At 67.2% G+C, this 19,400-nt stretch carries 13 protein-coding genes and 1 pseudogene; 9 read left to right on the plus strand and 5 right to left on the minus strand.

What is annotated here, in order from left to right; genetic code table 11:
* Positions 1–139 precede the first annotated feature (139 nt).
* Both MTF65_RS12950 and MTF65_RS12955 read left to right on the plus strand, forming a co-directional pair.
* Positions 140–4,006, plus strand: coding sequence for an amino acid adenylation domain-containing protein (locus tag MTF65_RS12950; protein WP_243628803.1), 3,867 nt, complete (start codon positions 140–142; stop codon positions 4,004–4,006).
* Positions 3,994–4,218 carry a tautomerase family protein gene (locus MTF65_RS12955; RefSeq protein WP_243628804.1) on the plus strand — a complete coding sequence of 75 codons (225 nt, stop codon included), beginning with the start codon at positions 3,994–3,996 and terminating at the stop codon, positions 4,216–4,218. The genes MTF65_RS12950 and MTF65_RS12955 overlap by 13 nt, the downstream gene beginning before the upstream one ends.
* A 133-nt stretch (positions 4,219–4,351) precedes the next feature.
* Here MTF65_RS12955 and MTF65_RS12960 read toward each other — a convergent pair whose 3' ends face one another.
* Entirely contained in the window at positions 4,352–5,077 is a 726-nt protein-coding gene (locus tag MTF65_RS12960; protein WP_243628805.1) for a DUF4365 domain-containing protein, read from the minus strand.
* Positions 5,078–5,729: 652 nt separating this feature from the next.
* Here MTF65_RS12960 and MTF65_RS12965 point away from each other — a divergent pair.
* Both MTF65_RS12965 and MTF65_RS12970 read left to right on the plus strand, forming a co-directional pair.
* Positions 5,730–5,960 (plus strand): hypothetical protein, encoded by a 231-nt coding sequence (locus MTF65_RS12965; protein WP_243628806.1) that lies wholly within the window; start codon positions 5,730–5,732, stop codon positions 5,958–5,960.
* Positions 5,961–6,185: 225 nt separating this feature from the next.
* Positions 6,186–6,344, plus strand: a pseudogene (locus MTF65_RS12970) (excisionase family DNA-binding protein); the annotation flags it as partial.
* 123 nt (positions 6,345–6,467) lie between these two features.
* Here MTF65_RS12970 and MTF65_RS12975 read toward each other — a convergent pair.
* Positions 6,468–8,435, minus strand: a complete 1,968-nt coding sequence (locus MTF65_RS12975; RefSeq protein WP_243628808.1) for a helicase-related protein — start codon at positions 8,433–8,435, stop codon at positions 6,468–6,470.
* Positions 8,436–8,440: 5 nt separating this feature from the next.
* On the minus strand, positions 8,441–9,049 hold the full coding sequence (locus tag MTF65_RS12980; RefSeq protein WP_243628809.1) for a DUF6397 family protein: 609 nt from the start codon (positions 9,047–9,049) through the stop codon (positions 8,441–8,443).
* Between the two features lie 1,474 nt (positions 9,050–10,523).
* On the opposite strand from MTF65_RS12980, the gene MTF65_RS12985 reads away from it, so the two are divergent.
* From MTF65_RS12985 to MTF65_RS13005, 5 genes are all read left to right on the plus strand, one after another.
* Positions 10,524–11,678, plus strand: a complete 1,155-nt coding sequence (locus MTF65_RS12985) for an RNA polymerase sigma factor RpoD/SigA (RefSeq protein ID WP_243628810.1) — start codon at positions 10,524–10,526, stop codon at positions 11,676–11,678.
* Positions 11,675–14,728, plus strand: a complete 3,054-nt coding sequence (locus tag MTF65_RS30515; protein WP_243628811.1) for a DEAD/DEAH box helicase — start codon at positions 11,675–11,677, stop codon at positions 14,726–14,728. The genes MTF65_RS12985 and MTF65_RS30515 overlap by 4 nt, the downstream gene beginning before the upstream one ends.
* 23 nt (positions 14,729–14,751) lie before the next feature.
* A complete protein-coding gene (locus tag MTF65_RS12995; protein ID WP_243628812.1) occupies positions 14,752–16,506 on the plus strand; it encodes a hypothetical protein in 1,755 nt (584 codons plus the stop codon).
* A 392-nt stretch (positions 16,507–16,898) separates the two neighbouring features.
* Entirely contained in the window at positions 16,899–17,462 is a 564-nt protein-coding gene (locus MTF65_RS13000) for a hypothetical protein (protein WP_243628813.1), read from the plus strand.
* Positions 17,463–17,483: 21 nt separating this feature from the next.
* Positions 17,484–18,077, plus strand: coding sequence for a hypothetical protein (locus MTF65_RS13005; protein WP_243628814.1), 594 nt, complete (start codon positions 17,484–17,486; stop codon positions 18,075–18,077).
* A 130-nt stretch (positions 18,078–18,207) separates the two neighbouring features.
* Here the strand turns inward: MTF65_RS13005 and MTF65_RS13010 are convergent, their stop codons facing one another.
* A complete protein-coding gene (locus MTF65_RS13010) occupies positions 18,208–18,396 on the minus strand; it encodes a hypothetical protein (RefSeq protein WP_243628815.1) in 189 nt (62 codons plus the stop codon).
* Between the two features lie 131 nt (positions 18,397–18,527).
* A complete protein-coding gene (locus tag MTF65_RS13015) occupies positions 18,528–19,367 on the minus strand; it encodes a GIY-YIG nuclease family protein (protein ID WP_243628816.1) in 840 nt (279 codons plus the stop codon).
* Between the last annotated feature and the right edge of the window lie 33 nt (positions 19,368–19,400).

Below are 19,400 nucleotides of genomic sequence, written 5' to 3' on the forward strand. Positions count from 1 at the left end.
CGCAGGGGTCGGCCAAACACCGCCCACCACTGGAGTGCCCCGATCCGTCCGTACCTACCCACTTGCCAAGCACAGTGGCCTGATCGCATACTCTCCAGGATTCCGGCGACGGGAAGACGCATTACAATGGGGGGATACGATGGGAAATCCGGGTGTCGTCGATAAATGCCTGACAGACCTTCTGATCGAACAGGCGGAGACGCGTCCCGACGACATCGCCGTCCGGCACGGGGGCGACACCCTCACCTTCCGCGAACTGGTCGCCGACAGCCTTGACCTGGCCCATCACCTGCGGCACCTCGGGGTGTCGAGGGACAGTCCGGTAGGCGTCCTGGTCGATCCCTCGCTCGATCTCATGGTCGGCACATGGGGTGTGCTTTTCGCCGGCGGTGCCTATCTCCCGCTGTCACCCGATTATCCGGACGAGCGTCTCCGGTACATGCTGGAGGACGCCCGGGCCACGGTCGCCTTCTGTCAGGAATCATTGCGGAGCCGACTTGAGGAAATCGCCCCGCCACATATGGTGATCACGACGCTGGAAGACGCGGCGGAATACCGGAAGTCGAGCTCCGGCGAATCACAGAACGCCCCTGCCAAGAATCCCGATCCACAGAGCCTCGCGTACATCATCTACACCTCGGGAAGCACCGGAAAACCCAAGGGTGTGATGATCGAGCACCGCAGCATCGTGCATCAGATGAACTGGCTCCGGCAGGCGTACCAGCTCGACTCCACGAGGGTCGTGCTCCAGAAGACCCCGATGAGTTTCGACGCCGCACAGTGGGAGATCCTGGCCCCCGCCTGTGGCAGCGCGGTCGTCGTCGGAACACCTGGAATTCACCGTGACCCGAACCTGCTCGTCCAGACGGTAATCCGCGAGGACATCACCACACTCCAGTGCGTTCCCACGTTGCTGCAAGCGCTCGTCGACACCGATGAACTGCACCGGTGCACCTCGCTGACCCACATCTTCAGCGGCGGCGAAGCCCTTTCCCGTAATCTCGCACGGCAGTGCACGGAAATCCTGCCGAACTGTACCGTCGTCAATATCTACGGACCGACCGAGTGCACCATCAACACCTCGGCCCACACCGTCGACCCGGCAGCCCTCGGCGACGGTCCGCAGTCCGTCCCGATCGGCACCCCCGTGGACGGGCTGCGCTACTACGTCCTGGACGCCGGCAGCCGGCTGCTGGGACCCGGCGAGACGGGCGAGCTGCACATCAGCGGAATCCAGCTGGCCCGCGGATACCTGCACCGCCCGGAACTCACGGCCGAGCGCTTCGTGGAGAATCCCTTCGGGGCCCCCGCCCCCCACGACCGGCTCTACCGCACGGGTGACCTGGCGTACTGGAACCCGGACGGAACCCTGCAGTTCGCGGGCCGGGCGGACAACCAGGTCAAGCTGCGCGGCTTCCGCATCGAGCTGGACGAGATACGCCTGGCCATCGAGGCCCACGACTGGGTGAAGAACGCGGCGGTGCTGGTGCGCGACGACCCGCACACCGGTTTCCAGAACCTCATCGCCTGCATCGAACTCAGCGCCCGCGAGGCCGCGTTGATGGACCAGGGCAACCACGACGGGCACCACCTGTCGAAGGAGTCCAAGCTCCAGGTCAAGGCCCAGCTGTCGAGCCCCGGCGTCCGGGACGCCGAGGACCTGGCCCCCCGTACGACGGTCGGCCTGCCCGGTGCCACGGCGAGCCCGCGGCAGCGCCGCCGCGCCTTCGCGCGCAAGACGTACCGCTTCTACGACGGCGGGCGCGTCGACTCCCAGGACGTGGTGGCGGCCCTGGGACGACGGGTGGAGGGGGCCGCGCCGCGCTCCCCCGAAGAGATCACGCTCGCCGAACTCGGCGAACTGCTCCGCAACTTCGGCCAGTTCCAGAGCCAGGAGCGGCTGCTGCCGAAATACGCCTACGCCTCACCCGGATCGCTGTACGCGGCGCAGCTCTACCTGGAGGTGGCCGGGATCGGCAGCCTGCGTCCGGGGTGCTACTACTACCACCCGCTCCGCCATGAGCTGTACCTGATCCAGGAGGCCGAGGCCGGGTCCGGGTCCGGGATCCAGCTGCACTTCATCGGCCACAAGCGCGCCATCGAGCCCGTCTACAAGAACAACATCCGTGAAGTCCTGGAGATCGAGGCCGGCCACATGGTCGGCCTGTTCGACGAGCTCCTGCCGGCCTACGGATTCGCCATCGGCGACGCGCCGTACAAGCCCGGCATACAAGAGCGGCTGGAATGCGCGCCGGAGGACTACTACCTCGGCAGCTTCGCCCTGACCCCCTGGGACCCGGAGCCCGGACCGCAGGAGAGGGACGCGGCCGACGTCTACGTCCAGTTCCACCCGGGCAGCGGCTCCGACCTCCCCACCGGCCAGTACCTGTACCGGGACGGACGGCTGGAGAGGTTTTCCGACGAGTTGGTCCTCAAGCGCCACGTCATCGCCATCAACCAGGCGGTGTACGAGCGGGCCGGGTTCGGCATCACGATCGTCAGCCGGGCCGACCAGGAGCGGCGCGGCTATCTGGACCTGGGCCGCAGACTCCAGCACCTGATGCTGAACACGGGCAACCTCGGCTTCATGTCGGCCGGTTACAGCTCACGCACCGGCAACGACCTGCCCTCCGCCCGTCGGATGACCGGCATCCTCCGGGACGCCGGACGGGCCACCGGCCCGTCGTACTTCTTCGTCGGCGGCAAGGTGACCGACGAACAGCTCGCCCACGAGGGCATGAACGAGGACACCGTCCACATGAAGGGCCCGGCAGAGCTGATCAAGGAAGACCTGGTCGCCCTGCTGCCCGAATTCATGCTGCCCAACAGGATCCTGGTCATGGACCGCCTGCCGCATACGCCCAACGGCAAGATCGACTCCAAGGCCCTGGAGTCGCACGCCGACAGGACCGCGGCCTTCGGCGACCGCCCCGTCGTCCCGCCGCGCACGAAGACCGAATCAAGGATCTGCGACCTGTGGAAGGCGGCGATGAAGCGCGATGTCGTCTCCGTCCAGGACGACTTCTTCGAGTGCGGCGGCAACTCCCTCATCGCGGTCACCCTGGTCAACCGGATCAACCGCGAGTTCCCGTGCTCGCTCCCGCTCCAGGTGATCTTCGAGGCCCCGACGGTGGAGCAGCTGGCCGAACGCGTCGACGCCCCGGACACCACGACCTCGTCCCGGCTGATCCCGCTGAGCACCGGCGGCGCCGCCCTGCCGGTCTTCTGCTGGCCGGGCCTGGGCGGCTACACGATGAACCTCCGCCTGCTGGCGGCCCGTACCGCCGGGGACCGCCCGTTCTACGGCATCCAGTCCTACGGCATCAACGGCGGCGAGACTGCGTTCCCCAGCATCGAGGAGATGGCCCGGGCCGACATCGAGGCACTGCGCCGCGTCCAGCCGGACGGCCCCTACACCCTGTGGGGCTACTCCTTCGGCGCCCGCGTCGCCTTCGAGGCGGCCCGGCAGCTGGAGCGGTCGGGCGCCCGGGTGGACCACCTGTTCCTGCTGGCACCGGGCGCGCCGCACATACCCGGCAGGAACGCGCCGACCCGGGCCGCCGCGGACTTCACCGACCCGGCCTTCGTCACCATCCTCTTCTCCGTCTTCGGCGCCACGACCAGCGGCCCGCTCCTGGAGGCCTGCCTGAAGGCCACGCACGACGAGCAGAGCTTCACGGAGTTCGTGATCCGCCGCTTCCCGCAACTCGACGCGGAGCTCATCCGCCGGGTGATCGCGGTGGTGTGCCTCACCTACCGGTTCACGTACGACCTAACCGACCCGGACCGACGCCCCGTACAGGCACCGGTGACGATCTTCAAGGCCCGCGGCGACGCACTCTCCTTCATCGAACGCACCCCCGCCCTCGCGTCCACCACCCCCGAACTCGTCCGCCTGGACGCGGACCACTACGGGGTGCTCCGGGACCCGGGCATCGACGAACTCGCCAAGGCCATCCACCGCGAGACCACCCGCCAGACAAGGAATCGGACATGCCTCACCTGACCATCAAGCACTTCCCGAAGTCCCTCACACCCGACGAGCAGACCCAGCTGGTCGCCAAACTGACGGCAGCGGTCCAGGAAGCATTCGCCTGCGACGAGGGCGCCATCTCCATCGCCCTCCACCCCATCGACCCCGCCCTCTGGGACGCCCAGGTCTACCGCCCCGACATCACGGCCCGCCAAGACACCCTGATCAAGAAGCCGAACTACTGAAGCCGACCCGGCGGTTCCCCTCACACGCCCAGGGCGAGGTTGCCCATCCGCGCGACGGCCTGCGCCCCAAGGGCCCAGGCCGTCGCGCGGAGATGGGTTGCGCCAACAGGGCCCTGGGGAGTTCTGAGGGGAGTCAGACAGGGTCGCGCTGCTCGATCGGCCGACGCCACCACTCCGTCGATTTGAAGCACCCCATGAGCCAGTGTGCTTCCGCGATGTCGAGGACGACGTTGCCGATGAACGGGATCGGCTCGAAGCAGAGCATCCGCTCCTGGACGGGCACGGGTTCCCAATCCAGATCGTGGTGGAGCAGAACCGCGAACGGCTCCCCACGGCGCTGCCAGAAGACCATGGGCTCGGCGACCTCATTCTCGAAGGGCTTGACGATGTCGGTCGGGGCGAACTCGACGTCCGCCATGTCCGCCCATCTGCCAACGCCCTGGCGCTCCCGAGCCAGGTAGTGCCGCATGCCCCGTACGAACGCGTCGAGGTTCGCGTCGTCCAGCACAGACTCCCGCGAGACGACGATGGACTTCGCCGTCTTGCGCAGCGCGCCGGCCCGGCGGAGCTGCCGGGTCGCGTTGGCCCAGAAGAGGCCACCCCGCTCGGCATCGTGGACCACACAGAGCACGGGAAGGCTGCCATCGCGCCAATTGCCCCCGTGATCGCCGACCGGGACGCGGTGCCCCTTCCTAGTCCGCGTCGAGACACCGCCCTTTACCTGCATGGCGAGGGAATCTTCTGTCCGCTGCCCGTTCTGGACGAAGGTGACGTGCAGGTCCTCGCCGTGGTCGTTACCGCCGTCAATCTCCTGCACGATGTGGCCGTGTCGCTCCAGCAGCGCACGCACCTCATTCACCGCTATGCGTCCGATACGCCGACTTTCGGGCACCTTTGGCATCCATCCCCCTCATGACGTGCGGCGCCCCAGGCTATGCCAGGCACTGAACCGCAGCCTGATCAAGAAACCGCGTCCCGACGCCGTCGAGCAGTGGTGGTTACGGGTGGTCAGCATGCCAGTCTGCTGATCACTCTTCGTAGTGGACTGCCTCTCGGGGCAGCACCCCGAGCAGGCGAGCAGGAGTTCCGATCGGCAGACACGCTCCGCCAGAAGGGGGACAGGGGACACCGATGCGCAAGATCTTCGCGGCCCGGATCATCACCGCTCTCGCCATGACGGCCACGCTGGCCGTCTTACCAACCTCGCGGGCACTACATCATCCGTGGCGACGGCAAGAACATCACCTACCAGAACGCGGGCGTCGACTGCGGCTTCGTCGGAGCCCTCAACGCCGGCTTCTGCAACTGGCGCATCGACTTCACCTACGCGGACACCGGCAACAAGACCTACCGCACCTCCCGCGGCAAGACCCACACCGAGTGCGAGATCAACCCGATGCGCGACAACGCGCCCCAGAAACTCCCCCGCTACGGAAAAGCGTGCGCGTACATCAACGTCAACGGCGTTCGCCGGGCGGGCCAGTGCCACCACATCACGAAGTGAGCCGCACATGACCACCCAGCCCACTCCCGAAGACCCCGCCTGGGAAGCCAAACGCCGCCGGGCCGGCATCGCCGCCTTCCTCACCGGCGCCGCCGCGTCCTTCGCCTTCTTCGCCTTCTTCCCCGACCTCCCCCACGTCATCGACTGGGGCGCCATCATCGTCTCCCTCGCCGTCGGCGGACTCACCCACTGGGCATGGCAGTCCCACATGACCAGGAAGCACACCGCTCTCAGATAGGGCCCCGATCCACCGCTTGGGTTCTAGGAGTTGCTGCAACACTCCAGTTCAAGGGGGGCATGGACTTCGAGATCCGCGAGGACCGGCAGCCGCAGGGACGTATGAAGCTCACTCGTGAGCGGGCGGCACACTCCCGGCTCATGGAGCAGGGCGTAAGCAACACGGAAGCGTGCCGGATCGTCGGGATCAACCGGCAGACGGGAAACGCCGGCGACGGTACTCAGCCACATGGCGGCTGGCGGCGCCGTCTCGATCGTCCCCGAGCACGCGGAGCTGACCACGCAGCAGGCCGCTGACAGGCTGAACGTGTCCCGGCCGTTCCTGATCGGACTGCTGGAGGCAGGGGAGATCGACTACCGAAAGGCCGGCACGCACCGCCGGATCTACTGATCCGCGCGCCGTCCGGGAGTGCCTCGTCAAGGATTACGAGCCGCTGGAGGCGGCACTGGAACGATCTCGATCGCCAACGCGTATTCGTCGCCGCCGCAGCCCTCCGCCGCTCACGCGTCACCAGTCGAGCCGGACGACGTCAGAGCAGGAGAAGCGGGCAGCGTGGCAGGCATCGCAGTGTGTGTACCAGGGGGCGCAGGGTTCGCCACAGGAGGCGCAGCTGCCGTGCGTGGCCAGTGGTCTGGAGTCGGCCACCAGTTGGTTGATCCTTTCGGCGGCCACCTGCTCACCAGCCGCCACTTCCTCAGCGCTCAGGCCGCCACATTCACGGCCGAAGGCCAGGACGGCGGTACCCAGGTCCCGCATGGTCGCGGCGTACTCCTCGGCTTGGGGCAAAGTCATCCGCTCGATGCTTGTGTCAGGACGGATCAGGTGGTGCAGGGCCGCGCCACGCAGGACCGCCCGGCAAACGGCCGAGTAGGCCGGGCGGTCAGCGTCGATGGGCAGGGTGATCAGCCGCCAGACGGTGCGGCCGTCGCGTGGCCAGCGCCCGCCGACGTCCGGTGGTGCCCCGACGGCCTGGCGTGCCGCCAGCAGCTTGGTGTGAACCTCGTCCACGGACATCGGCCGCAGCCATGAGCGCTCCTGCGCAGCTGTACGAGCGGCAGCGGTCCAGCCGGCCAGAGCGTGCGGGATCTCTCCGGGCTCCTCCGGTTGTCCGAGGTCGGTCCAGGTGGGGCGCAGCTGGGCCGTCGTGACGCGCAGGTCACCGGGCCGCGCACCATTAGCGGCCTGAACGGCCTGGTCCAGAAGCCGCGCCCTGGCGGTGAGGCCGGGCAGTCGGCTGCGATAGGCACCCACCAGCCCTTCCCCCGCGTCAAGGCCCCGCCGGCCGGCCCGGCCGGCGATCTGGGCGGCCTCCCAGATCAGTAACTCCCGGCGGGATCCGGCGTCGTACTTGCCCGTCTCCGCGAACGCCACGGCACGCAGCGGAAGGTTGACACCGTGACCGATCACATCCGTGGTGACGATCACTTCGACCTCGCCCTCGGACAGGCGCCGGATCTGCTCGCGGCGGGCCGCTGGCGGCATCGCGCCGTAGAGGACCGTCGCCGACCGGCCCGCCTCGATCAGTTCGCGGTGCAGAGCGAGAACGGCTTTGCGGGAGAAGGCCACCACCGCGCTTGCCGGCGGAAGGGTCGCAGCCCGGAACTCCTCCGTCCGGCTCAGTGTGCCGTGCCGGGTGTGGCGAACCACCGTGATCTCCGTGCCGGGGGCGAAAAGCCTGCGCAGCAGGTCTTCGGCCTCCGGTACGGCACAGACGTGCACGTCGGTGTGGGCTCCGCTCAGCAGCAGCCGGGTCCAGGCATGGCCGCGGTCTTCGTCAGCCAGCCAGTGCGCTTCGTCGACGACCAGGAAATCGCCGGCGGTGGGCGCCGATTCTGCCGTGCAGCACAGCACCGGCGCATCCGGGTTGAGGTACTCCTCACCCGTGCGCAGACCAACCCGCTCCGCACCGAGCCGGGTGCGCAGCCGTTCGTAGATCTCGAAGGCAAGCATGCGCAGCGGCGCCGCGTACACCCCCGTCCCTCCGGCCTCGGCGCGGGCGACCAGCAGAGCGATGGCGTCGTGTGTCTTACCGGAGTTGGTGGGGCCCAGGTGGAGGGTCACTCTGGGGTCGGCCGCCCTCTCCGGAATATGGGCGCGGGCACGCGCGGCGGCTGTGCGCTCGCGCCGCTCGCGCAGCAGCTTCGCGGCCTGTTCAGCCTCCCGGGCCGCCTGCCGCTCGTCCTTCCGACGCTGCGCGGCCCGGCGTGCACGCCCCGCCACGACTCGCGCGGGGGTGGGCACCGTGGTCAAACCATCGGCCACGCTCTGCTCGAGTAGATCCGCGGGGACGCCTCGGTCGCGGTACTCGTCCGGGATCCGCTCCACGGCGCAGCCCAGCCGTGAGGCCGCGTCGGAAGGGGCGACCAGCTCGGGCGCCGGGCGGCTGCGCCGGGCCCTGCGCAGCGCGGCCGTGAACTCGCGGGCGGCTTCTCCCTGCTCCTCGTGGGTGACAGGGCTCGTGTGCGAGCCCAGCACGTCCGTCAGTCTCTCCTCGGCAGAGCGCCTCGCGAGACGGGCGGCCTCGGCCTGGCTGATCTTCGTCCGGTCGACGGACGGCTGCGCAGAACGCAACCAGTGTGACCACGCGGCAGCTCTCGTCCATGGGTCACGCAGCAGAGCAACGACTGGGCACGGAGACGGGAGCGGTGGCTCTCGGCCCGGCGGTCGACGCCGGAGGCCAGTCCGGCCAGGAAAGGGCCGGGCAGCCGGGTACCGACCAGCTCGGGACGGTGCTCAGGCAACTGACGGGCGTCGGCGGCCGAGTACTGCCAGACCTCGGCGTGATAGCGGTTGGTGTACGACCGGACCGGGCGGATGACCCCGGCGCGCGCCAACTGGTCGAAGCGGTGCCTGCTGATCCCCGCGAGCTCGGCGGCCTCTGCCGCGTGCACCATGCGCGTGAGCTCGGCGAGTTCACCGGGGCTCGCACGCCACCGGGCCACCTCGCCCGCTCTGACGCACAGCTCATCTCCGCTCCAGCACGTACGGATCAGGCCCTGTTCGATCCCCAGAGTGAACTCGTCCCTCCACAGCGCGAGTTCTCGGCGTGCCGCTTCAAGCGTGAGGTGTTTCGCTTTCGTACCGGCCATGATGCCCCTCCCCCGTGATCACCGTGCTTCACACTGTGACAGGAGGGTCTGACAATCAGTAACCACCCCGTCACAGGGACGGGCCGCCCCATACGGAGAACCGACACCTCAGCCCCCGGGCCGCCGCCGAGGCCACCGCCAAGCTGGCCCCCTCCGGCGCAAGTCCGAGGAGGACAAGGCCCGCAAGGGCTGACGGCCCCTCCGCTCACGCAACGGATCTCGGCCCCCGGCCGCGTCACGCGCCAGCCGACCCCGGAAATAGCAAAAGCCCCAGGTCACGGCGAGTGAGTCCTGGGCTTCTACAGAGCCGCCTTCGGGATTCGAACCCGAGACCTACGCATTACGAGGCCCCCACCAGATCATCCTGGCTGGTGCCGGGCCGTGCCACGGAATCCTGTTTCCCCAGGTCAGCGAGGTGCGGCCCGGTCCCCGCGTGCCGCCCAATCCACCCTGTGCCACCCCGTCCGCTCACGCACCGCTCACGGAGAGGCCCGGCCAACTCCCGCCGAACCCGCGCTACTCGCCTTCGGGGTACAGGGACAGGCGGATGCGGAAGGACGCACGCCCAGCTCCCCGTACGTGTCGGTCGGCAGGCCCCCCTCAACGACGAGCCGTGTACCGCGCACGCCACCGGTCGCGCCGGGGCGCCGCATTTCTACGATGTCACCGTCGACGACGCCCGGACCTGAATCCGAAAGCTCGAAACGCACATGCCCGCCATCAACTCAAGCAGAAATCAGGACCACCCGAAAACCCAAACAGCCGCCAGCCCCCCGCCAACGACCCACTCATTACATCCACAGCAACATTCCGACAGTCACGCCACGTCGAAATCGAACCGTCGACCGGAATTGAACCGGACCGAATATTCTTCCTTAAAGGGAAATTCGCCGCCTCTGGCTGGTGCGCACTCCGCCCGGCGCACCCCCGATCACCTCATTGAGATGAAGAACATCGACCCGGAACTTGCACACCCGGCACACTCCCTGGCCACGTTTTCCGCGCGACGACAAACCCATCAGAAATCCACCGCCCTCGCCATCAGCCTCGGCAGCCTCTAGCGTGACGCCGCAACAGCGCGGGGTCCGATGACTACGGGCCCCGGCACGCTCGGTGAACCGTCGAAACTCACGAGCCCGCCACACGTCGCAGACCTCGGAAAGACCGGCAGTCTACGCCTCGCCTCTGAGCTAGCATTCGAACGCGCGAACTAACGAGTTTCAGCCTGTGCGGCAAACTTATCGACCCAGAGACTGCGAGTCAACGAGTCGGACTTAGCGCCCATACAGACACCCCTGTACGTCATCTGCGGCATTTCTCGATAAACCACGCGGAATGTCAATGAATCGAACTTTCACTTGCGCTCAGCCGATCTTTCGCCCTAGCGTTTCTTTCACTGGATCTAAGGAGCGGGAAGCGGTATCGCTCGGGGTCCAGGCAACTCTTCTTTCGATCCAGGGGAGGCGTCTTCAGAATGGAAGACGTGATCGAGGCCTGCGTCGAGGCGCTGGTGGAGGACAGCGAGCGCCTGGGCCGGCTTGAGCGCGCCCACATCGTTCAAGTGGCGAGCCGTCGGGGCATCGACCCGCAGCAGCTGGGACGCGTCTTCGCCGTACTGCGCGAGTACGGGGTGCTGGGCGAGGAACCGGGCAGCAAGGGTGCGGCCCCGGGCGAGGCTGGGGATGCCAAACCGACAGCGCGCAATAGCCGCGACCAGTCCGAGGCTTATCCAGGTCGGATAGGCCGCCACCGCATCCTGACCGCCGAGGAGGAGGTGGCGCTGGGGCGACGCATCCAGATGGGGCTACAGGCGGCGGAGTCCGTAGCGGGCGGCGAGGTGTCGGGGGAACTGGCCGAGTTGGTGCGTGATGGTGAGGCGGCCCGCAGGTCGCTCGTCCGGCACAACGTCCGCCTGGCTATCGATATCGCGAGACGGTACCTGCCGAGCGCGGGCGACCTGGAGCTTGACGACTTGATCCAGGACGGGGTTCTGGGGATCAACCGCGCGGCGGAGAAGTTCAACCCGACGTTGGGCTACAAGTTCTCAACGTATGCAAGTTGGTGGGTCCGGCAATCGGTAACCCGGGCCATCGCAAACACCAGCTCCGCAGTGCGCCTGCCGGTGCACATCCGCGACGACCTGCGGCGCGTGGAGCAGTACGCACGCCGTTTCGAGGAGCGCAACGGGTGCTCGGCCACGGTGGCGGAGTTGGCCGAGGGGCTGGGCGAGAAGCCCGAGGAAATTCGGGCGCTGTTGGACTACTCCGCCCCCGTCATCCACCTGGACGTCCCCGTGAGCGAGGAGGGCGGTGCCACTCTCGGTGATCTGGTACTCGCCTCCAAGGCAGAACGGCCGGAGGACGAAACCATCCGACAGCTCCTGAGGGAGCAGATCCTCGGCACGATCAGCACCCTGCTCGCTGGCACTGATCCGCGTCTGGCGCGTCTGCTGGAGGGCCGCTTCGGCCTGGACGGCGAAGAGCCCATGACGCTGGACGCGCTGGGCAAGGAGTTCGGCTGTACCCGCGAGCGGGTGCGGCAACTGGAGAAGAGGCTGTTCGAGCGGCTGCGGGAAAACCGCGGTCTCAGGCAGTTGACCGTGGAGTTCCTCGCGATGGAGGCAGCGTGACGCAGGACGTGGTGGAGGCTCAGAGCCGGTTCGTCTCCTGGCTCGACGGCCAAGTGGCCGCTGAGGGACGAGGCGACGGGGAGAGCGTTCTGGACGCGGATCCATCCGGGGTGTACTGGCTGGGGCGCCTGGCCCCCGAAAGCGAAGTGGCTGCGGTGCGCCGGGAGCGACGTATGGACCCGTGCGCCGTCGGCCTGCGAGTGCGACCCGAGCACTCGGGGCCCTGGACGCTGCGTGTTCGGGTGCGGGCACTGGCCTGGAATCGTGCGCGCGGGTCGGAGGAACGGGGCGAGAAATGGGAGAAGACCGCTCCCATCGACACCGTGGTGTGCGTCGACGTCCCGGTTGGCGCTGCGGGGGCGGTGGCCTTCGGCGGACAGCAGATCGCCGACGCTCTGGACGCGGCGGGGGCAACGGGCTCGCGTGCGGAGGTGCGGGTGACCGACGAGTCCTGGCGCGGCGCCCCGGAGCTGGTGGTTGAGCTTGTCAACACCACACCTGAGGGCCCGCGCCAGCGCGGCGAGCGGCACCTGTTCGAGGTAGAACTACGGGTTCTTGACCTACAGACCGTGCCCTTCCTCCTGGAGTCTCTGCCCGACAGCTTCCGCTACGACCGTCGTATGCCGGCCATCGGCATCAACTGTGGTGTGGCGGTGCTGGGTCCATATGAGCTGGCTACCACCGACCGGGTGGTAGTCGACCGATGCCGGCCCGAATACGCCTTTGGGCTTACCGATGCGGCGGTGTTGCCCCTAACCTTCGAGCGCCTGGCCGAGGAGCCGGTGGTCACCTTGGCGCTGCTAGTGGAGGCTTACGAGGCTTGGGGGCGCGACCACTGGTCCTCGGAATCCTTGCGGCGTCGCTCCGTGGAGGGGCAGTGGAAGCCTGAGATGCTCAATCAGGCTCAAGAGGCCGCTGCGGAGCACACCGCCGAACTGCAACGGTTGCGCGCCGGGGTGGCGGCCTTGGAGAAGGACGCCGATCTGTGCACGGCTTTCCAGCTGATGAACCGGGCCATGCGCAGCACGGCCCGTGGGCGCTACGAAGGTTGGCGGCCCTTCCAGATCGGCTTCGTGCTCTCGGTTCTGCCCTCGCTGGGGCGCGAAGGCGCGGACTGGCGCACGGTGGAGACCGTCTGGTTCGCCACCGGCGGTGGCAAGACCGAGACGTACCTGGGTCTGCTTGTGCTGGCCGCGTTCTACGACCGGCTGCGCGGCAAGCTGGCAGGCATCACCGCCTGGAGCCGATTCCCACTGCGGATGCTGTCCTTGCAGCAGACCCAGCGCTTCGCCGATGCCCTGGCTGCCGCCGAGCTGGTGCGCCGCGAGCACGCGATCGCAGGAGAGCCGATCTCCCTGGGATACTTCATCGGAGCCGGCGCCACCCCCAACGAGATCCCCACTGCGCCGACCGACCACAACCCGATCGACGTGGATGAACCCGGCATGGCGGAGCGGTTCCAGGTGCTCACAGTCTGCCCGTTTTGCGGGTCGGAAGAGATCCGGATGAAGTTCCACCGCGGCGATTGGACCCTGCGTCACCTGTGCGCGGCACCCCAGTGCCCCAGTGATGGGAAGCCGCTACCGGTGTACGTCGTCGACCAGGAGATCTACCGGTTCCTGCCCACTGTTGTTATCGGCACCCTGGACAAGGCCGCGCTGATCGCCATGCAGGGCGGCATGCGCGGCTTCGTCGAGGGGCCGGCGGGATGCTGCTCGCGCCCCGGTCATGGCTTCACTTACGCTAAGCGCGCCAAGCGACCCACCGGCTGTCTGGTCCCGGATTGCCCTGGTGAGACGACCCCGTTGGCGGTCAAGGACCGTGCCCGTTTCGCCCCCTCCTTCCGGCTGCAAGATGAGCTACACCTTCTGCGTGACTCCCTGGGGGCGGTGGACTCCCACTACGAGTCGCTGCTCGATGCCCTGCAGCTAGAACTCACCGGCACCACGCCGAAGATCATCGCTTCGTCGGCGACCTTGACCGGCTTCGAACGTCAGGTGGACGTTCTGTACAACCGGCCCGGCAGGGTCTTCCCGGTCCCTGGCCCCTCCGCTCGCGAGTCCTTTTGGACCCGTGAGACCGACTGCCTCCTACGCAGGTTCGTCGCGGTGTGGCCGCGCGGGGTCACCCTGGAGTGGGTCTCGGACCGCACTACCACCATCCTGCAGCAGTCCGTACGCCGCCTGCTCGCGGAACCTGCAGTCGTGTGTACCCAGGCCGGCGTCGACCCCACCCACGTACCCATGCTGCTGGACCTGTACGGCACCCACGTCGTCTACGGCAACACTGTGCGCGATGTCGAGGCCGCACGGCGCTCCCTCGGTACCCAGGTACCTGTTACCCCGCTCAACGCCGCCCAGCTCACCGGGCAGACCCCATTCGATGAGGTACGGGAGACCCTCCGGCGCCTCCTGCGGCCAGAGACAGACTTCCTCGACCGGCTGCACGTCATCACCGCCTCATCGATGATCTCCCACGGTGTCGACGTCGATCGACTGAACGTCATGACCGTCCTCGGTGTACCGCTGACCACCGCCGAATTCATTCAGGCCACCGCTCGCGTCGGACGCGCCCACCCTGGCTTGGTCTACGTCATCCACAAGATCGGCCGTGAGCGGGATGCCGCCGTCTTCGCCCACTTCACGCCCTTCATCGAGCAGGGCGATCGTTTCGTGGAACCCATCCCCGTCACCCGATCAAGCCGGCGCGTGCTGGAGCTAACCACCAGTGCGGCAATCGAAGCCCGCCGCCTGTTCGTCCACGAGCCGCGCTCCGCTGGGGGACGACTGACCACCGTGGACCTGCTGCGCAAGTACGCCTCACAGACCGGTTTGTCCGCCGTAGAGGAAGCGAGCGCCTGCGCGGCGGCCCTGGGCGTGGACGAACAACACCACTTGGCCTTCGCTGACGTGACCAGGCAGCTCGAAACCTATTTCATGCGTCTGGAGAACCCCGGCGACGGCGCCAAGTGGCCCAACCAGCTGCTCGCGCGCGCTCCCATGCGCTCCCTACGCGATGTCGAAGCCCAGATCCCCGTCAGCGATGACTGACCGAACAGGGAGAGAGCACAACAATGAAGGACCAGCGCAGCGGATCCCAGATCCTCTACGGCTTCCTCCCCCAGCAGACCGCTGACCTCAAGGGCGGCATCTGGCGCACCACGGAGTGGAAAGACCCGCGCCCAGTCGATGTCGAAGACGCAATCATTCGTAGCCGTCTTATCGCCGAGCTTAAGGGCTGGGTCGACCGCGGCCTGGATGCCACTGCCGTGAACTTCCTACGCTCAGGCGGCCCCATTGAGGTCGTAGCGGTCAACCCCGAACGCGGCGTGCGCGTCGAGCGCTTCCCCCTGGTATGGGTATGCCGCACCTGCCGGCGCGTGGAGACCGGTGCAGCCAAGACCTGTCCATGCGGAAGCAGCCGCTGGCAACAGTTGCACTTCGTCGGCTTTCATGACTGCGGGCTACTCGAACAGCCCGTCATCCCCATGTGTCGCGAACACCATCAAGTCCGTATGCCTCACCAGTCGAGCATGGACGCCTCGCGCATCCGCTTCGAGTGCCCGGTGTGCCAGAAAGAGATCCAGAAGGGCTTCGGATGGCGCAAGTGCCCCTGCGGGCGCCGTTACTCCGACGCCAAGAATGGCGAATACCTGCGCTACAACGTCCACCGCTCAGCTAGCGTCTACACCCCCCAGACCTTCACCCAGATCAACCCCGCCAGCCGCGCGGCGATGCGCCGTATTACCGAGTCCGGCGGCCCACGTCGCGCCCTGACCTGGGCCCTCGGCGGCTTCGAGGACTCCGAACCTGGCACCGGCCGTCAGACAGAGACATCCCTGGTAGACCAGCTCGTCGCTTCCGGCCTGACTCGCTCGGTAGCCGAGAAGATGGCCGCTGTGGCTGGCGACGCGGGGGAACTGGGCACCGAGGAAGACCTTGGCGCGCTCGCCAATGCCGCCGACCCCCAGATCGAGGCCGCCGAACGTGAAGCCGTCGACGTCGCCTTGGCTGCCACCGAGAAGGGCTCTCGCCAGCGTGTGGCTGACCTCATCACACCCACCTCCCCACCTGCGGCCCTGACCCGCTACGAGGTCGACTATCCCGCCGCCCTACGGCGAGCAGGACTGGCTGGAGTCGATCTATTCACTGACTTCCCCGTCCTCAAGGCCGTCTATGGGTACACCCGAGGCGGCGGCGAACCCGGCAACTCCCGCCTTAGCCTGTTCACCGGCAAGATCGGACGCCGTGTCTACGCCGACCTGCGCTCCACCGAGGCTCTCTTCTTCCGCCTCGACCCCTTGCTGGTCCTCGCCGCCCTGCGCCAGCGCGGCCACGTGCTACCGCCCGCCGCCGACGCGCGGGCCGCCCGCGCCATCCTCGCCGCCCACGTCACCCCGCCCTCCCGCTTCAGCGACCCGGAGGACGCGGCGCCCCCCGGCCGCGATCTGCTCACTCTCATCCACTCCTACGCCCACCGTGCCGTCCGTCAACTCGCTGTCTTCGCCGGCGTCGACCGCGAAGGCCTGGGCGAATACCTCATCCCCCGGCACAGCGGCTTCTTCATCTTCGCCGCCAGCCGCGGCGACTTCGTCCTCGGCGGCTTGCAAGCCGTCTTCGAGAACGACCTCCACATCCTGCTCAACACCATCGCTGGCGCCGAGTCCCGGTGCGCCATGGACCCCGCCTGCGCGCGTAACGGGGGCGCCTGCCCCGCCTGTCTGCACTTGGGCGAACCCGCCTGCGATCACTTCAACCGCTACCTGGACCGCACTGCCCTTTTCGGTCCCGACGGCTTCCTCGCCGCCTCCGCCTGTCACGCGCCGTAAACCCGAACACCTACACCCGGCACGCTGCCGACGAGGCGCCACCGGATCACCCCGGCCGGTGCCGGGCCGTGCCAGCAAATCCTGCTTTCCAAGGTCAGCCAGGTACAGCCCGGCCCCGCATGCCACCCAATCCACCCTGTGCCACCCCGTCCGCTCACGCAAGACAGGCCAGCCAGCTGCCCACACCCCCGTCCCGGCCTTCTTGGCGCGACCACCTGTACGAGTCATTGCACCTGACCCGGTCCCGAGGTGAGCTGTTTTCATGCACCGCTGGTCTCCCTTGAACGAACGACAGCTCGCCCTGCTCGGCCGACTGGCCATCAGCGAGGAATCCAACGCCCGCCTGGGACTCAAGCGAGTGGCGCTCCGCCTTTGCGCTGCGGGACCGCGGGTTGGCCACCATCAAGCGAAGCGGTGGTGAGGTGCATGCGCAGGTCACCACGGCGGGGACCTTCTACATCCAAAACGGCCACCACCCGGACAACCCCGCGCACGCCGGGGAGAAGAAGATCGCCAAAGAAGGGGGAACGGGCGGCAGCCGATCCGTGTCCTACGGCGACAGGCCACTCGCCCGCGCCCGACGAGTGAAGGCGACCGACCTCGCCGAACGACTCGTTACCGAGAGGCGCGTCACCATCACCCAGCCCGACGAGCCCACAGTGACGGAATGGCGGCGTGTGATCGACTACGCAAAGCGTCACAGCCTCGTCCCGGAGGGCAAACGCATCGAGAGAGTCCGCATGTGGAATCGCGACCTACAGATTTCCCTGGTCGAGGGTCCACACCCCAACTCCCTGAGACAGGAACCGAATGGCGCGCCACCCGTCCCTGTCCCTGCTCAGTTGCGCTCTCCGCATCCGGCCGTGGCCACACTGAGGGATGACGAGGGCCGGCTCGTCATGCCTGCCGCACTCCGCCGTCGATCGCTGCTGTTGCTTCAGGGTCTGGCCGCCTAGGCGGTGAGTCGCGGCCACGAGGTGAAGGAACAGCGTGTCGCCGACCGCCACCGCGGCCGTGCCTACACCTACCTGGGCCGGCACTATCCCTCGGGCTATTCGCGCCGGGAGGGCGAACTACTCGTGGGGGTTGGCGGCTTCGACTACACCATCACAATCCAGCAGGAGTCCCCGCAGTCCACCGATCCAGAGCACTCCGGAAGACTCGTGATCGAACTCGGCTACAGCCGGTCCAAACGGCAGTCCCGCTGGGCCGACCGCAAACGCTGGGTGCTGGAGGACACGCTGGGTGCCGTCCTCCGAGAGATCGAGACGCGCGCTGTGGAGGACGCTCAACGGAAGGTAGACGAACAGCGGGTAAAGGATGATCGCGAGATCCGGTGGCGATCGGCTACGGAGGGGGCGAAGGAACACGCTGCCCAAGGCCAATTCGCCGAAATCCTCCGCGCGCAGGCCAGCCAATGGCAGGAGGCGACGGCGCTGAGCGCATACTGCGAAGCTTTGGAGCGCCGACTAGCGGCCGCTGATGGCGCGGACGAGATTGGAGGCAGCCGTCCGATGCGTACGAGGGTGAACCGCCTCCGCGAAGATCCAGGCTCCGCAAGATCATTCTAGGCGGCGTTAGCCAGCCCCCGCAGGACCCTGTTTCACCAGGTCAGACAACTACGCCTGTCAATCTACGTACACCTAGTCCGCCACCACTGCCCGGTAGCTCACGCACCGCCCACCACCGGACCAGGGCGACTCATAGCGTTCCGCGCTCCAGAAGGTCGCGAATCGCATCATCTCGACGGCGGACAACCATGCGTCCGTCCCCGTCGCTGTAGACGACAACGGCGGCCCCCGGAGATAGTCCAGCCTCTGCGAGTACCCCCAAGGGGATCTCCACGGCGCCGACTTCGGTCACGACCGTCTCGGCGGGTTCTCTGATCACGCTGCCAGTGTGCCATCCCTGACGAGACCACCACTCAGCTGCAGATCGAACAGCGCATCCATCACCACGGGAGAGCGTTCCCGTCACGGCTGGACGTCAGTGCCGGGCGAAGCGCCGCATGACCCCGTCGATCAGTCGTCCGCTCCAGGTTCATCCGCCTCGATATCCCCTGCTGGCTCCGCTTCCGGCATCGCGTCGATTGGCTGACCGTCTCGGTAGTAGCGCCAGGCGCTCCTGTAAGTCATCGGACTGTCGTCGTACATGATCACGTAGCCCATGAGCGCCGCGACCTGCCACTTGTCCGGTATCCCGGCGGAGATCAGCCGGAAGACCTGGTCAGCCGTTACCTCCCCTTCGGGGACGTAGACGCGATGGGTCTTGAACGCGGCCGACTTCCCGTACCGGAAGTTGTATGGGAGACCGGCCTTGGCCTTCTCCAGGAGGTCATGCAGCGTGATCTCACCCGACGTTAGGCCCTCGACCGGACGGTCAAGGTCGATGGGGAACTCGACGTCGAAGTGGTTCTGCTTGAGGACCGTGCTGTCCCGCTGACGCCCGGGATCCTTGTTACCGAAGCCGTTGTTGTTCCAAGGGATGTTGCCCATCTCCTTGTGGTGGCTGATGAGCAACCGCTCCGGGGCGAGAGCGGAGAAGTCTTCCGCTACGTACAGGCAAGAGAAGGTCACTTCGTCCAGTGAGATCCTTTGGCGCCCCGAGATCTTACCGAGGTGGTTGCGAAGGCGCGTTGGCAACGACTTGTCGGCCTTCCCGACGTAAACGAACTCGTCGTTCAGGTAGAGCTGGTAGACCCCGGGCTTCTCCTTGAGCCGCGCGATGCTCTCCTCGCGGAGAGGGGCCCTGCCCATCCCGTCGAGCGCGTCCGCCAGCTGGTCACCCAGCGCTTTGGTGATGCTCAGAGTGAAGTCCTTGTGGTACTGCGTCCCATCGTCGGACCCCACTACCGGCGTCATTCGCCCACTCCCTTGGTCACATGATCTCGGAAA

The organism is Streptomyces sp. APSN-46.1 (assembly GCF_022815725.1).
Lineage (GTDB): Bacteria > Actinomycetota > Actinomycetes > Streptomycetales > Streptomycetaceae > Streptomyces.

Coding starts and splice junctions, on each gene's coding strand:
- MTF65_RS12985 (WP_243628810.1), top strand. CDS start 10,524: ATGGAAGACGTGATCGAGGCCTGCGTCGAGGCGCTGGTGGAGGACAGC.
- MTF65_RS12955 (WP_243628804.1), top strand. CDS start 3,994: ATGCCTCACCTGACCATCAAGCACTTCCCGAAGTCCCTCACACCCGAC.
- MTF65_RS12965 (WP_243628806.1), top strand. CDS start 5,730: ATGACCACCCAGCCCACTCCCGAAGACCCCGCCTGGGAAGCCAAACGC.
- MTF65_RS12950 (WP_243628803.1), top strand. CDS start 140: ATGGGAAATCCGGGTGTCGTCGATAAATGCCTGACAGACCTTCTGATC.
- MTF65_RS12980 (WP_243628809.1), bottom strand. CDS start 9,049: ATGGCCGGTACGAAAGCGAAACACCTCACGCTTGAAGCGGCACGCCGA.
- MTF65_RS13015 (WP_243628816.1), bottom strand. CDS start 19,367: ATGACGCCGGTAGTGGGGTCCGACGATGGGACGCAGTACCACAAGGAC.
- MTF65_RS12995 (WP_243628812.1), top strand. CDS start 14,752: ATGAAGGACCAGCGCAGCGGATCCCAGATCCTCTACGGCTTCCTCCCC.